Raw genomic sequence first — 14368 nt, forward strand, 5'->3', positions numbered from 1 at the left:
CCACGATGGCCGCGTGAAATGCCATGTTCGCGCTGCCCACCCCGCGCCAGTCGCCGGCCTCGCGCGCGATGCGGGCCTGGGCCACGCATTCGGCCATGCGCAGCACCGCCGCGTGGCGGGGCCAGGCCTGGGCCAGGGCCGGCACCTCGATCAGGCGGCGGACGCGATAGATGTCCAGCACCCCCGCCATCGTCGGCACCGCGACCGAGACGCCGCGATTGGGCGCATGGGTCAGCAGGCCCTCTCGCGTCAGCAGGCGGAACACCTCGCGCAGCGTGTTGCGCGACACGGACAGATCGCCTGCCAGCCGCGTCTCCGACAGCCGTTGTCCTGGGCGCAGGTGCCCCGCGATCACCTGCGCGCGCAACCGGGCCGCGGTGTCTTCAGCCAGGCCGGACGGGCTCTGTCCGGTCGCGATGGTGCCTGCGGGATTCGTGTCGGTCATGGGTCGTCCTGTGATGTCGGGTCGATCATGGCGGGACGGCAGGGACAGGGCAAGCGGCCGGTTGCCCTGATTTCGGGCAGATTGCCGCGCAGGTCATGCGGAATTGTTCAACAAAAGACACTTAACTGTCAGATAATCGTTGACGGATCACGGAATCGTGGCAGGCTGGGGGCAATCAACAGCAGTCCGACACGGGGAAACATCCATGACCACCGACCGCAGCGTTGCGGCCGCCAGCCTTCGCGGAGGCCTTCTGGCGGCGATCTTCCTGATGGCGACATCGGCCATCGGCCCGGGCTTCATCACCCAGACCGCGACCTTCACCGCCCGGATGGGATCGGCCTTCGCCTTCGCGATCCTGGCCTCGATCCTGATCGATTTCGTGGTCCAGTTGAACATCTGGCGCATCACCGCCCTGACCGGCAAGCGCGCGTCAGAGACCGCGAACGCGGCCATTCCGGGGGCGGGCTATCTGCTGACGGCGCTGGTCGTCATCGGCGGGCTGGCCTTCAACGTGGGCAACATCGCGGGCGGCGGCTTGGGCCTGAACGCCATGCTGGGCCTGGACCCCAAGATCGGCGGCGCGATCACCGCGGTGCTGGCCATCGCGATCTTCCTGTCGCGGCAGGCGGGGATCCTGCTGGACCGGGCGATCATCGGGCTGGGCATCGTCATGATCCTGCTGGTCCTGTTCGTGGCCGTGCAGTCGAACCCGCCCGTGGGCGAGGCGCTGCGCCAGACGATTTGGCCCGACACGATCGATTTCGCGACAATCACCACGATCGTCGGCGGCACGGTCGGCGGATACATCACCTATTCCGGCGCGCACCGCCTGCTGGACAAGGGCCTGACCGGCCCGCACAATCTGACCGCCGTCACCCGCGCGGCGCTGACCGGGATCGCGGTCACGGGCGTCATGCGCTTCGTTCTGTTCCTGGCGATTCTGGGCGTCGTCGCGTCGGGCGTGACGCTGGACCTGTCGTCGCAGGCGGCGAACCCGGCGGCCCAGGCCTTCCAGGCGGCGGCGGGCGATTGGGGGATGCGCGTGTTCGGCGTGGTCCTGTGGGCGGCGGCGCTGACCTCGGTCATCGGGGCGGCCTATACCTCGGTCAGCTTCCTGGACGTGGTGGGCGTGCGCAGCGATGCGGCGCGGTCCAAGGCGACGGTAGGGTTCATCGCGTTCTCGCTGGCGGTGTATCTGGCGCTTGGCACGGCGCCGGCGGCGATCCTGGTCTTCGTGGGCGGCTTCAACGGGTTGATCCTGCCCATCGGCCTGACGATCTTCACCTATATCGGCTATGCGCGGTCCGACCTGATGGGTGGGCATCGCTACAACCGGGTGCTGCTGGCACTTGGGGCCATCGTTTGCGCGCTGACCTGGTACATGGGCGCGCGGTCGGTCACCACCATCTTTGCCTTCCTGGGCGTGTAAGGAGGATCCATGCCAATCGACCTGAACAGCGACCTGGGCGAGGGCTATGGCCCCTGGACCATGGGGGACGACGCCGCGATGCTGGACATCGTCAGTTCCGCCAACATCGCCTGCGGCTTTCACGCGGGCGATCCGGCGGGGCTGCTGGCGGTGCTGCGTCAGGCGGCGGCGCGGGGCGTCGCGGTGGGGGCCCATGTCAGCTATCCCGACCGCGTGGGCTTCGGGCGGCGCAACTTGGATGTGGCGCCCGACGACCTGACCGCCGACGTGATCTATCAGATCGGCGCGTTGCAGGGTCTGGCGCGGGCGGCGGGCACGCGGGTCACTTACGTGAAGCCGCATGGCGCGCTCTACAACACCATCGCCGATGATGTGCGCCAGGCCGATGCGGTCATCGCGGGCATCAGGGCCGTGGACCCGTCGCTGGTGCTGATGGGTCTGGCCGGGGCGCCCGTGCTGGACCGCGCGCGTGCCGCGGGCCTGACCGTGGTGGCAGAGGCCTTTGCCGACCGCGCCTATACCGCCGGGGGCGCGCTGGTCTCGCGCAGGCAGCCGGGCGCGGTCCTGCACGACCCCGACCTGATCGCCGCGCGCATGCTGCGCCTGGCGACGGACGGCGTGCTGGAGGCCGAGGATGGCAGCATCCTGCGCCTTGAGGCCGACAGCATCTGCGTGCATGGCGACAGCCCCGGGGCGGTGGCCATCGCAGCAAAGGTTCGCGATGCGCTGGTCGCGGGCGGGGTCGCCATCGCGCCCTTCGCCGGGGGTGGGGCATGACCCCGCAGCAGGCGCGGCTGGCCGCGCGGCAGGGACCTGCGCGCCCGACCTCGGGTCAGGCGCCGGGCTTTACCCAGTGCAACATGATCTCGCTGCCCCGCGATTGGGCCTGGGACTTCCTGCTGTTCGCGCAGCGCAACCCGAAACCCTGCCCGGTGCTGGACGTGACCGATCCGGGCAGCCATCGCACGGTCATGGCGCCTGATGCCGACCTGCGCACCGACATCCCCCTCTATCGCATCTGGCGCGACGGCGTGCTGACCGAGGAGGTCACCGACGCCACCGCCCATTGGGCCGAACATCCCGATCTGGTGACCTTCCTGATCGGCTGTTCCTTCACCTTCGAAGGGGCGCTGATGGCGGCGGGCATTCCGGTCGCGCATGTCGATCATGGCTGCAATGTGCCGATGTTCCTGACCGACCGCGACTGTCGCCCGGCGGGGCGGATGTCGGGGCGGCTGGTCGTGTCGATGCGCCCCATCCCCGCCGACCGCGTGGCCGAGGCCGCGATGATCTCTGGCCGCACCCCCGCCGTCCATGGCGCCCCGGTCCATGTGGGCGCGCCCGAGGCCTTGGGCATCGCGGACCTGCAGCGGCCCGATTTCGGCGATCCGGTGCCGGTCGGCCCGGGTCAGGTGCCGGTCTTCTGGGCCTGCGGAGTGACGCCGCAGGCGGCGGTCATGGCCTCGCGTCCGCCCTTTGCCATCACCCATGCGCCGGGGCACATGTTCGTCACCGACGTGCCCGAAACGCGGTGGCAGGCATGACCCGCATCCTGCCCATCGGCCCCCGCGCCTTCCTGGTCGAGCTGGCCGATCTGGACGCGACGCTGGCGCTGTTCGATGCGCTGGCGGCTGATCCGGTCGCGGGCGTGGCCGAGATCGTGCCCGCCGCCCGCACGCTGATGGTGACCACCGATCCCGGCGTGCCGGCCGATGCCGCGCTGGCCCGCGCCGTGCTGGCCCGCCAGCCCGCGCCGGGCACCGCGCCCGCGCCCCGTGCGACTGAGACGGTCGAGATCCCTGTGACCTATGACGGCGAGGACCTGGCCGAGGTCGCGACCCTGATGGGCCTGACCACGGACGAAGTCATCGCCGCCCATCAGGCCGCGACCTGGCAGGTGGCCTTCTGCGGCTTTGCGCCCGGTTTCGCCTACATGACCTGCGCCGATGCGCGCTTCGATCTGCCGCGCCGCCCCGCGCCGCGCACCAGGATCCCGGCGGGGTCGGTCGCGCTGGCGGGACGGTTCTGCGGCATCTATCCGCAGGCCAGCCCCGGCGGCTGGCAGCTGATCGGCCGGACCGAGCTGCCGATGTTCGACCTGACCCGCGACGTTCCCGCGCTGCTGCGCCCGGGCGTCCGGGCGCGCTTCGTGACCGGGTCCGCGCGCGTCCATCCGGTCGCGGTCCCCGACCCCGCGCCGGTCGCCGGACTGCGCGTGGTCCAGACCGCCTTCCCGATCCTGGTGCAGGATGCCGGGCGCATGGGGCAGGCGGGGCAGGGGGTCAGCGCCTCGGGTGCGCTGGACCTCGGCGCGCTGCGCCGCGCGAACCGCGCGGTGGGCAACCCCGCGGGGGAGGCCGCGCTGGAGATCACGCTTGGCCCCGTCCGCCTGCGGGCGGAGTTGGCGATGACGCTGGCCCTGACGGGTGCTGCGACGGCCCGCGTGGGCGGGCAGGCGCAGCCCGTGGCCTTTGCGCTGGATGCGGGGGACGAGGTCACCATCGACCCGCCCGCCCAAGGCATGCGCAGCTATCTGGCGATCCGGGGCGGCTTCGACGTGGCCCCTGTGCTGGGCTCCTGCGCGACGGACACGCTGGCGCAGATCGGGCCCGCGCCGCTGATGGCGGGCGATGCGCTGGCTCCTGCGGGCCGCGCGGCGGGGGCGGTGACCGATCCCGGCCCCGGGCCCGACCTGCCGCAGGCGGGGGCGGTCGTCACCCTGCCCGTGACGTTGGGCCCGCGCACCGACTGGTTCGATGACGTGACCGTCCAGCGGTTGCTGGCACAGGAGTGGACGGTCACGCCGCAATCCTCGCGCGTGGGCATCCGCCTGTCGGGCGAGGCGCTGACCCGCGAGGACGCGCGCGAACTGCCAAGCGAGGGCACCGCGACTGGCGCCATCCAGGTGCCCCATTCCGGACAGCCCGTGCTGTTTCTGGCCGACCATCCGCTGACCGGCGGCTATCCGGTCATCGCGACGCTGCACCCCTCGGCGCTGGATCTGGCGGGACAGCTGCCGCCCGGCACGCGCATCCGCTTTGCCGCCGACGCCCCTTTTGCCGATATCGACCCGGAGGCCTCCGATGTTTCGTGACACCCCCCTGACCCCGATCCGCCGCATCCTGATCGCCAATCGCGGAGAGATCGCCCTGCGCGTCATCCGCGCCTGCGCCGACGAGGGCATCGAATCGGTGGCGATCTATGCCGATCCCGACCGCGATGCGCCCTTCGTGCGCGCGGCCGATCAGGCCTGGGCGCTGGAGGGGCATCGCCCCGCCGACACCTATCTGGACGCGGCCAAGGTGCTGGCCATCGCCGCCAAGGCCCGGGTCGACGCGATCCATCCCGGCTATGGCTTCCTGTCGGAGAACGCCGATTTCGCCCGCGCGGTGCAGGATGCGGGCATCCTCTGGATCGGGCCCGACCCCGACGTCATCGACGCGCTTGGCGACAAGATCCGCGCGCGAGAGATCGCCCAGGCCGTGGGCGCGCCGCTGGTCGCGGGCAGCCCCGGCCCCATCGCCAGCGGGGCCGCGGCGCTGGCCTTTGCCCGCGAACACGGCCTGCCCCTGGCGATCAAGGCGGCCTTCGGCGGCGGCGGACGCGGCATGCGCGTGGCCCGCGACCTGGACGAGGTCGAGGAGCTGTTCGACGCCGCCACGCGCGMGGCGGTCACGGCATTCGGCCGCGGCGAATGCTATGTCGAGCAGTTCCTGGACCGCCCCCGCCATATCGAGGCACAGGTCCTGGCCGACCGGCACGGCACGGTCAAGGTGCTGGGAACCCGCGATTGCTCTCTGCAGCGCCGCAACCAGAAGCTGGTCGAGGAGGCGCCGGCCCCCTTCCTGACCGACGACCAGCGCGCCCGCATCCATGACAGCGCCCGCGCGATCTGCGCCCATGCGGGATACAGCGGCGCGGGCACGGTCGAGTTCCTGCTGTCGGCCAATGGCACGATCAGCTTCCTGGAGGTAAACACCCGCCTGCAGGTCGAACATCCGGTGACCGAGGAGACGACCGGCATCGACATCGTCCGCGCGATGATCCGCGTGGCTCAAGGCGCGCGCCTGACCGATGACGGCGTGCCCGAACCCACCGGCCACGCGATCGAGTTCCGCATCAATGCCGAGGACCCGGGCCGGGGCTTTCTGCCCACGCCCGGCCCGATCACGCTGTGGTCGGCGCCCGGCGGCATCGGCATCCGGCTGGACAGTGGCGTCGAACAGGGCGGCCAGGTCGCAGGGCAGTTCGATTCGATGATGGCCAAGCTGATCGTCACCGGTCCCGACCGCGCCACCGCCATCGCCCGCGCCCGCCGCGCGCTGCGCGAATTCCGCATCGAGGGCGTGGCGTCCGTCCTGCCCTTCCACCGCGCTGTGCTGGAGGCGCCCGAGTTCACGGATGATTTCGCCGTCCACACCCGCTGGATCGAGACGGATTTCGCCGATCGCCTGGCCGCCGCCGTCCAGCCCGCAGGCCGCGTGACCCCCGTCCCGGACCAGCCCATGCTGCGCCTGTCGATCGAGATCGACGGCAGGCGTCATGACCTGGCGCTGCCCCAGGGGGTGCTGGCCGCAGCCGCCCCTGCGGCCCCGCAGGAGGCGGCGTCCGATCCGGATTGCGTCAGTGCCCCGGTCGCGGGCACGCTGTCCTTGTGGCAGGCAGCCGACGGGGCGCAGGTCCAGGCCGGCGAGGTGATCGCGGTGATCGAGGCCATGAAGATGGAGACCAGCATCGAGGCTCCGCATGCCGGTCGCCTGACCCGCCTTGCGGCAGAGGGCGCGACCTTGGCGCATGGGGCGCCGCTGGCCCGGATCGACGCCGACGAAGGATGACCCCATAGGGCTATTCCCGGGGTGGGTATCTGTGATATTCTGCACGTTGTGAATGTCACCCTTGTCCGAGGTCCCGATGAAAGAGCCGACCGCCCATGCCCGGCCGGGCCCCCTGGCCGTTCAGGCACGGGCCGAATTCACGTTGGACATGCTGCGCAACCTTGTCGTGGTCTTCGAGGCCGCCGCCGAGGATCGCAGCGTTCTGGTCGAGATGGGAGACCGCGGGGTCTGGGCCGTCACCCATGACGGACACCGCCTGTTCATTGGTCAGACGGCCGCGCCACCGCCGCTGGATGCCTGATCCGATTGCTTTTTGTCAGAATGCGGGAACGCCTTCGCATCCCGGTCATTGACCCCCGCAGCCACTGTCGGAGGGACCGGGACGATGCGACACCTTTGGGGACCGGTGCGGGATGACGACGGCTTGACCTTCCGCCTGTGGGCGCCGCGCGCGCAACAGGTTGACCTGCTGGTCGACGGGCAGGCGCAGCCCATGCACAAGGGCGATCTGGACATCTGGCAGGCCCGCAGCCATGCCACCCCCGGCGCCCGCTATCTGTTCCGCGTGGACGGCACCGACATGCCCGACCCGGCCAGCCGCTTGCAGGCGGGGGGCGTGAACGACGCATCCGTGGTGACCGACCCGCCGATGCCGCAGGAATGGGCGGGACGCCCCTGGTCCGAGGCAGTCATCTATCAGCTGCATGTCGGCTGCTTCACCCCCGAGGGCACGTTCTCTGCCGCCGTCGACCGGCTGCCGGGGCTGGCGGCGCTTGGCTTCACCGCGATCCAGCTGCTGCCCGTGGGCCAGTTTCCCGGCAACCGGGGCTGGGGCTATGACGGCGTGCTGCCCTATGCCCCGCATCCGGCCTATGGCAGTCCGGGCGATCTGCGCCGGCTGATCCGGGCCGCGCATGCTTGCGAGATGATGGTGATCCTGGACCTGGTGATGAACCATTTCGGCCCGGACGGCGCGTGGATCCACCACGCGGCGCCGGACTTCTTCGACCCCGACAGGCACACGCCCTGGGGCGCGGCGATCGATTTCTCGCGTCCGCAGGTCTGCGATTTCTGGATCGGCTGCGCGATGCACTGGCTGCGGGATTATGGCTTCGACGGCTTCCGGCTGGATGCGGTGCACCAGATCACCGGGCCGGGTTCGGCCGAGTTCATGAAGGACCTGGCCGCCGAAATCGCCACCCTGACCCCCCGCCGCCACCTGATCACCGAGGACGAGCGCAACATCCCCGACCTGCGCGAGGTGGGCTATGACGCCAGTTGGAACGACGATTTCCATCACGCGGTCCATGTCGCGCTGACCGGGGAATCGGACAGCTATTACGCCAGCTTTGCGGTCGACCCGATCGCCGACCTGACGCTGGCCCTGTCGCGCGGCCATATCGAGGAGGGCCAGCCGCGGGAAGGCCTGGACCATCCGCGCGGCGCGCCCTGCGGTCACCTGCCGCCGACGGCCTTCGTGAACGCGATCCAAACGCATGACCAGATCGGCAACCGCGCCTTGGGAGAGCGCCTGCTGACCTTGGCCAGGCCCGAGGCGGTCCGCGTCGCCTATGCGCTGCTGCTGGTCGCGCCCTATGTGCCGATGGTCTTCATGGGAGAGGAGCGCGGAGAGACCGCGCCGTTTCAGTTCTTTGCCGATTATTCGGGCGATCTGGGAGAGGCCGTCCGCAAGGGCCGCGCATCCGAGTTTCCGGGCATCGCCAGCCTGGGCGACGGCGTGCCGGACCCGATCGACCCCGCGACGATGGAGCGGTCGCGCCTTGGCTGGCGCGACGATGCCGACGCCCGCGACTGGATGGACCTGACCCGCCGGGCGCTGGCGTTCCGCGCGGCCCATGTCGTGCCGCTGCTGAACAGCGGCAAGCCCGAAGCCAGCGTCACCCGCGAGGGGCCGGGCCTGATCCGCGCCCTGTGGCAGTTCCCCGGCGGCGGCCTTGCGCTGTCGCTGGCCCTGGGCCAGCCTGACCCGACACCGTTGCCCGATGCCGACCTGTCCGTGGGACAGCCCGGCGATCTCTTTTCCCTCACCGTGAAAGCCTTGTCATGATTCCGCGTATTCCGACTGCCACCTGCCGCATCCAGCTGCGCGAGGGGGTGGATTTCGCGGCCCTGACCGCACGCCTGGACCAGATCGCCGATCTGGGCGTGTCCCACCTGTACCTGTCGCCGATCTTCGCCGCGACCGAGGGGTCGACCCACGGCTATGACATCACCGATCCGACCCGGATCGAGGACAGCCTGGGCGGGGCAGAGGGATTTGCCGCGCTTGCCGAACAGGCCAAGGCGCGCGACCTGGGGATCATCCTGGACATCGTGCCGAACCACACCGCGTTTTCCGTGCAGAACCCGTGGCTGGCCGACGTGCTGACGCATGGCCGGTCCAGCCCGCGCGCCCGGCATTTCGACATCGACTGGCAGGCGGGGCCGCTGGTCCTGCCTTGGCTGCCCGCCCCGTTCGAGCAGATGCTGACCGAGGGCGCGTTCCGCGTCCGCGATGGCCAGTGGATGTTCGGCGATTTGGCACTGCCGCTGGCGCCCGGCACGAATGCCACCGACGATCTGCGGGCCCTGCACGAGGCGCAGCACTGGCGGCTGGTCCATCACGTGCTGGAGAGGGACGGCATCACGCATCGGCGGTTCTTCAACGTCACCGACCTGATCGGCATGCGGGTCGAGGACCCGTCGGTGTTCGAGGACACCCACGCGCTGATCCTGGAGCTGGTGCGCAGCGGTCAGGTTCAGGGTCTGCGGGTCGACCATGTCGACGGGCTGGCCGATCCTGCGGACTATCTGGACAGGCTGGCGGCGGCGTTGCCCGACACGCCGATCTGGATCGAGAAGATCCTGACGGGCGACGAACCGCTGCCCGATGCCTGGGCGACCGAGGGCACGACCGGCTATGAAGCCGGGCGCCTGATCACCCGCATGCTGACCCCCGCCGCGGGGCTGGAGCGTCTGGATGATGCCTGGCATGACGCCATCGGCCCGACGCCGTCCTTTGCCGACACTCTGACGCAGGCCAAGCACGAGATCCTGGACAACGAGCTGGCCGCCGAGCGGATGCAGCTGTCGCGCATGGCGGCCCATGCGCTGGCGCCGGTCTCGGAGGTCGAACCCGGCCCCGAGGCCCTGCGCGAGGCGGTGACCGCGCTGCTGATCGCCACGCCGCGCTATCGCACCTATGTCACCGCACGGGGCGCAGGCGCCGATGATCGCGCGCTGATCGAGCAGGTGGCCGAGGAGGCCGCCAAGGGGTTGCGCAGCGATCTTGTGGTGCGACAGCTGGCCGGGGTCTGGGCCGAGCCGTCCGCGCCCGCGCAGCAGGCGTTCGTCACGCGGCTTCAGCAGGTTTCGGGCGCGCTGCTGGCCAAGGCGCAGGAGGACACCGCGGGCTTTCGCTGGACCCGCTATCTGCCCGCCAACGAGGTCGGCGCCGAACCCGACGAGGCGACCATCACCGGGACCGAGGCGACCGAGGCCATGGCCCGCCGCCGCGTGGGCGACATGGTTCTGACCTCGTCCCATGACAGCAAGCGGTCCGAGGATGCCCGTGCGCGCCTGATCGCCGCAAGCCACCTGCCGGAGGATCTGGCGGCGCTGGATGAGGCCGCAGCCCGGATGCCGCAGGCGAAGGGCGTGGACCCGCGCTGGCGGTGGTACATGGTGCAGACCGCCCTGGCCCTGCACGGGGCCGAGGATGCGGGCGAACGCGTCAACACCCATGTCGAGAAGGCCCTACGCGAGGCCAAGCAGGAAAGCTACTGGACCAACCCCGATGAGGCGGTCGAGGGGCGCATCGCCGATCTGGGCCGCGCCCTGCTGGAGGAGTGGGACCGCGATGCCCCCGCTGCCCTGACGCGGCTCCTGGAACGGGGACAGGCGCTGATCCTGGCGCAGCTGATGTTCAAGATGGTCATGCCGGGCTTTCCCGACGTCTATCAGGGCACGCAGGGCCTGTTCCTGGCACTGACCGACCCGGACAACCGCCGCCCCGTGCCGTGGGATGCACTGGCCGCGGGCGATCAGGGAGACGACATCGGCGCGGTCAAGGCCCGCTGGACCCATCGCCTGCTGGCGTTGCGCGCGCAGATGGCCGATCTGCTGCACGATGCCGACACGCGGGTCCAGATCGACGATGCGGGCATCGGCCTGACCCGCTGCGCGGGCAAGCGACAGCTGATCGCCCGCCTGGATCTGCCCGGCGGGGCGGCAGCGGCCGACGACGGTGCCGCAATTCTGGACTGGCATGGGCCCGACGGCTGCCGGGTGCATCTGAGAGAGGCATGATCCCCTTTCGCCCGATTGATATTTGACGCGCGTGGGAACAACCGGAGGACATGGCGGTTCGACAGGTGACGCGCCACATGCCCTCTTCCATTGGGCAGCATGGCGGGATGAAACCCTAGCCTGCAAGAGATGTCGCCATGTCAGAATACATGCCCGCCGTGCCGCGCCTGGCCACCCCCGTCACCCGTCCTGCGCCCGTCCCCGTCACCGGGGTCGCAACCCTTCTGCTGGCGGGGGGAAAGGGCACGCGCCTGCATGAACTGACCGCCCGCGACAGCAAGCCCGCCGTGCCCTTTGCGGGCGCGAACCGCATCATCGACTTTGCGATGGCGAATGCCGTACGGTCCGGCCTGCCGCGGATGCTTGTCGCCACGCAATACGCGCCGCACAGCCTGCATCACCACCTGCCGACACGGTGGGGCCACCGTTTCCCCCAGGCCGGCTTGGCCCTGCGCGATGGTCAGGACCGGTTCATGGGCACCGCCGACGCCGCGCGCCAGACATGGGACGCGCTGGAGGCGATGGGTGGCGATCAGGTCCTGATCCTGGCGGCCGACCATGTCTATGACATGAACTATGCCGATCTGCTGGCGGCGCATCGCGTGTCGGGGGCGGCGGTGACCGTGGCCGTCGACACGGTACCCCGGGCCGAGGCGCGCGGCTTTGGCGTCATGCAGGCCGATGCGCAAGGTCGCATCCTGTCGTTCCTGGAAAAGCCCGCCGACCCCCCCGGCATGATCGATAAGCCCGATCGGGCTATGGTGTCGATGGGCATCTATGTCTTCGACCGTCGCTGGCTGCAGAAGGCGCTGTTCGACCGTCCGGTCGAGGCGATGGATTTCGGCCATGACGTGATCCCCGATGCGGTGGCGCAGGGCGTGGCCGGCGTGTGGCGGATGCCCGCCGGGCCGTCGGGCCGCGGCTATTGGCGCGACGTGGGCACGCTGGACGCGCTGCGTCGCGCGCAGCTGGATTTCGTGTCGGCCGAGCCCGCGCGCCTGCCTTTCGCCAGCCCGGCATCCGACTGGTACCTGGGACGCGGCAGCATCGCCATGCCGGGCGCCGTGGTGCCCGAAAGCGCCCGCCTGACCTGCACGCTGGTCGCCCCCGGAACGCAGGTCCCCCCGGGACTGGTCACCGGAGAGAACGCGACCGAGGACGCCCGCTGGTTCACCCGCACCCCGGCGGGAACCGTCCTGATCACGCAAACGATGCTGGACCGCCGTGCCGCACACGCGCATATCCGTCGTTCCGTCACCCCMCCCCCTTCCAACCGCCGAGGACTTCATGCGTGATCTGACCACCCCTCCTATCTTTGATGCCACCCAGGCCCGTTCCGACATCCTGGGCGCCGAATTCATGGGCGAGGGGACGAATTTCGCGCTGTATTCCGATCACGCGACCAAGGTCGAGCTGTGCCTGTTCGACGACGAGGGCCAGGAGGAACTGTACCGCCTGCCCTTGCCGGACATGGAGGGGGGCATCTGGTTCGGATACCTGCCCGACATCATGCCGGGCCAGGTCTATGGCTATCGCGTGCACGGCCCCTACGAGCCCGAGAACGGCCACCGCTTCAACCCCAACAAACTGCTCTTGGACCCCTATGCCCGCGAACTGCGGGGCGAGATCATCTGGGACGATGCGCTGCATGGCTATACGATCGGCGAGGACGACCTGTCCTTTGACGAACGCGACAGCGCGCCCTTCATGCCCAAGGGCGTGGTCGTGGACAGCCGCTTTGACTGGGACACGGAACGCGCGCTGCGCACGCCTTGGGCGGACACGGTCATCTACGAGGCCCATGTCAAGGGCGTGACCAAGCGCCATCCCGACGTCCCCGAGGACCTGCAGGGCACGTTCCGCGGCCTGGCGACCGAGCCGGTGATCAGCCACCTGCAGAAGATCGGCGTCACCGCGATCGAGCTGCTGCCGATTCATGCGTTCGCCAACGACCGCTATCTGGTCGAGAAGGACCTGTCGAACTACTGGGGCTATTCGACCCTGTCATTCTTCGCGCCTCACACGCCTTATCTGAAGACGGGCCAGATCCGCGAGGTCAAGGAGGCGATCCGCAAGTTCCACAAGGCCGGGATAGAGGTCATCCTGGACGTGGTCTTCAACCACACTTGCGAAGGGTCCGAGCTGGGCCAGACGCTGTCCTTCCGCGGCATCGACAATGCCAGCTACTATCTGCTGTCCGAGGACAAGCGCCACAGTTTTGACACCACCGGTACCGGCAACACGCTGAACGTCGCGCATCCGATGGTGCTGCGCATGGTGATGGATTCGCTGCGCTACTGGGTGCAGGTGATGCATGTTGACGGGTTCCGGTTCGACCTGGCATCGACCCTGGGCCGCGAATCCGAAGGGTTCGAGCGTGACGGGTCGTTCTTCAATGCCATCCGCCAGGACCCGGTCCTGTCCGGCATCAAGCTGATCGCCGAACCCTGGGACATCGGCGAGGGCGGCTATCAGGTCGGCGGATACCGCTGGCCGTTCCGCGAGTGGAACGACAAGTTCCGCGACGACACCCGCGCCTTCTGGCGCCGCGATTCCGGCCAGCTTGGCGTCATCGCCGAGCGTCTGGTCGGATCGCCGGTGCAGTTCAACCACAGCCATCGTCCAGCCACCAGTTCGGTGAACTTCGTCGCGGCGCATGACGGGTTCACCCTGTGGGACACGGTCAGCTATTCCGACAAGCACAATGATGCCAACGGCGAGAACGGGCGCGACGGGCACGACCACAACCTGTCCGACAACCTGGGCGCCGAGGGGCCGACGGACGATGCGGGCATCGACACCGCCCGCGTCCGCCGCGTGCGCGGCATGTTGGCCACCATCTTCCTGTCGCAGGGCGTGCCGATGATCCTGGCCGGGGACGAATTGGGCAATTCCCAGGACGGCAACAACAATGCCTATTGCCAGGACAACGAGATCAGCTGGCTGGACTGGGACGGCGCGCGCGCCGACATCCGCGATGCCGTGGCGGCGCTGACCGCATTCCGCAAGGACAGCGGTTTGGCACAGACGCATTTCAGCGGACCCGAAGGTCAGCCCGTCGCCCGCTGGTTCCACCCGCGCGGCGACGCGATGACCGACGCGGACTGGTCGGATGGAGAGTTGCGGATCCTGGGCCTGATGCTGCAGCCCACTGACGCGCCCGAGATCCTGATCATCGTAAATGCGGGCGATGATGGCGAATTTGCCCTGCCCGAAGGCGACTGGACGCTGCGCATCGACACGGCGCGCGACGACGTCGCCTGCATGGATACCGTTTCGGGGGTTCTGCCCTTGGGATGGCAAAGCGTGGTGGCCCTGACCCGTGCGTGAGGACCGCCCCGACCCGAA

General features: G+C 69.5%; 11 protein-coding genes. 10 read left to right on the forward strand and 1 reads right to left on the reverse strand.

Going from position 1 to position 14368, the window contains the following annotated elements:
* The coding region (locus GBO37_RS01075) for a GntR family transcriptional regulator (RefSeq protein WP_252926598.1) at positions 1–445 on the reverse strand (445 nt) is incomplete at its 3' end.
* A 205-nt stretch (positions 446–650) separates the two neighbouring features.
* On the opposite strand from GBO37_RS01075, the gene GBO37_RS01080 reads away from it, so the two are divergent.
* From GBO37_RS01080 to glgX, 10 genes are all read left to right on the forward strand, one after another.
* Complete coding sequence (locus GBO37_RS01080; protein ID WP_045999849.1) at positions 651–1877, forward strand: NRAMP family divalent metal transporter; 1227 nt, start codon at positions 651–653, stop codon at positions 1875–1877.
* Positions 1878–1886: 9 nt separating this feature from the next.
* Positions 1887–2654 (forward strand): LamB/YcsF family protein, encoded by a 768-nt coding sequence (locus tag GBO37_RS01085; protein WP_252926600.1) that lies wholly within the window; start codon positions 1887–1889, stop codon positions 2652–2654.
* Positions 2651–3421: a putative hydro-lyase gene (locus tag GBO37_RS01090; protein ID WP_252926601.1), complete on the forward strand. Its 771-nt coding sequence runs from the start codon at positions 2651–2653 to the stop codon at positions 3419–3421. The genes GBO37_RS01085 and GBO37_RS01090 overlap by 4 nt, the downstream gene beginning before the upstream one ends.
* Positions 3418–4971 carry an urea amidolyase family protein gene (locus GBO37_RS01095; protein WP_252926602.1) on the forward strand — a complete coding sequence of 518 codons (1554 nt, stop codon included), beginning with the start codon at positions 3418–3420 and terminating at the stop codon, positions 4969–4971. Before GBO37_RS01090 ends, GBO37_RS01095 begins: the two co-directional genes overlap by 4 nt.
* Positions 4961–6712, forward strand: coding sequence for a biotin carboxylase N-terminal domain-containing protein (locus GBO37_RS01100; protein WP_252926603.1), 1752 nt, complete (start codon positions 4961–4963; stop codon positions 6710–6712). The genes GBO37_RS01095 and GBO37_RS01100 overlap by 11 nt, the downstream gene beginning before the upstream one ends.
* Positions 6713–6788: 76 nt before the next feature.
* On the forward strand, positions 6789–7013 hold the full coding sequence (locus GBO37_RS01105; RefSeq protein ID WP_045983681.1) for a hypothetical protein: 225 nt from the start codon (positions 6789–6791) through the stop codon (positions 7011–7013).
* An 84-nt stretch (positions 7014–7097) separates the two neighbouring features.
* The gene (gene treZ / locus GBO37_RS01110; RefSeq protein WP_252926604.1) at positions 7098–8780 is read left to right on the forward strand and encodes a malto-oligosyltrehalose trehalohydrolase; all 1683 of its coding nucleotides are present in this window, start codon (positions 7098–7100) and stop codon (positions 8778–8780) included.
* Positions 8777–11020: a malto-oligosyltrehalose synthase gene (gene treY / locus GBO37_RS01115; protein WP_252926605.1), complete on the forward strand. Its 2244-nt coding sequence runs from the start codon at positions 8777–8779 to the stop codon at positions 11018–11020. Before treZ ends, treY begins: the two co-directional genes overlap by 4 nt.
* A 137-nt stretch (positions 11021–11157) precedes the next feature.
* Positions 11158–12315: a sugar phosphate nucleotidyltransferase gene (locus tag GBO37_RS01120; protein ID WP_252926606.1), complete on the forward strand. Its 1158-nt coding sequence runs from the start codon at positions 11158–11160 to the stop codon at positions 12313–12315.
* Positions 12308–14350 (forward strand): glycogen debranching protein GlgX, encoded by a 2043-nt coding sequence (glgX, locus tag GBO37_RS01125; protein WP_252926608.1) that lies wholly within the window; start codon positions 12308–12310, stop codon positions 14348–14350. The genes GBO37_RS01120 and glgX overlap by 8 nt, the downstream gene beginning before the upstream one ends.
* Positions 14351–14368: the final 18 nt, after the last annotated feature.

It is taken from the genome of Paracoccus sp. 08, from assembly GCF_024105395.1.
Taxonomy (GTDB): Bacteria; Pseudomonadota; Alphaproteobacteria; order Rhodobacterales; family Rhodobacteraceae; genus Paracoccus; species Paracoccus marcusii.

What these genes read in the sequence shown, in the direction of transcription:
- GBO37_RS01080 (WP_045999849.1), top strand. Translation starts at nt 651, where the DNA reads ATGACCACCGACCGCAGCGTTGCGGCCGCCAGCCTTCGCGGAGGCCTT.
- glgX (WP_252926608.1), top strand. Translation starts at nt 12,308, where the DNA reads ATGCGTGATCTGACCACCCCTCCTATCTTTGATGCCACCCAGGCCCGT.
- treZ (WP_252926604.1), top strand. Translation starts at nt 7,098, where the DNA reads ATGCGACACCTTTGGGGACCGGTGCGGGATGACGACGGCTTGACCTTC.
- GBO37_RS01090 (WP_252926601.1), top strand. Translation starts at nt 2,651, where the DNA reads ATGACCCCGCAGCAGGCGCGGCTGGCCGCGCGGCAGGGACCTGCGCGC.
- treY (WP_252926605.1), top strand. Translation starts at nt 8,777, where the DNA reads ATGATTCCGCGTATTCCGACTGCCACCTGCCGCATCCAGCTGCGCGAG.
- GBO37_RS01105 (WP_045983681.1), top strand. Translation starts at nt 6,789, where the DNA reads ATGAAAGAGCCGACCGCCCATGCCCGGCCGGGCCCCCTGGCCGTTCAG.
- GBO37_RS01085 (WP_252926600.1), top strand. Translation starts at nt 1,887, where the DNA reads ATGCCAATCGACCTGAACAGCGACCTGGGCGAGGGCTATGGCCCCTGG.
- GBO37_RS01095 (WP_252926602.1), top strand. Translation starts at nt 3,418, where the DNA reads ATGACCCGCATCCTGCCCATCGGCCCCCGCGCCTTCCTGGTCGAGCTG.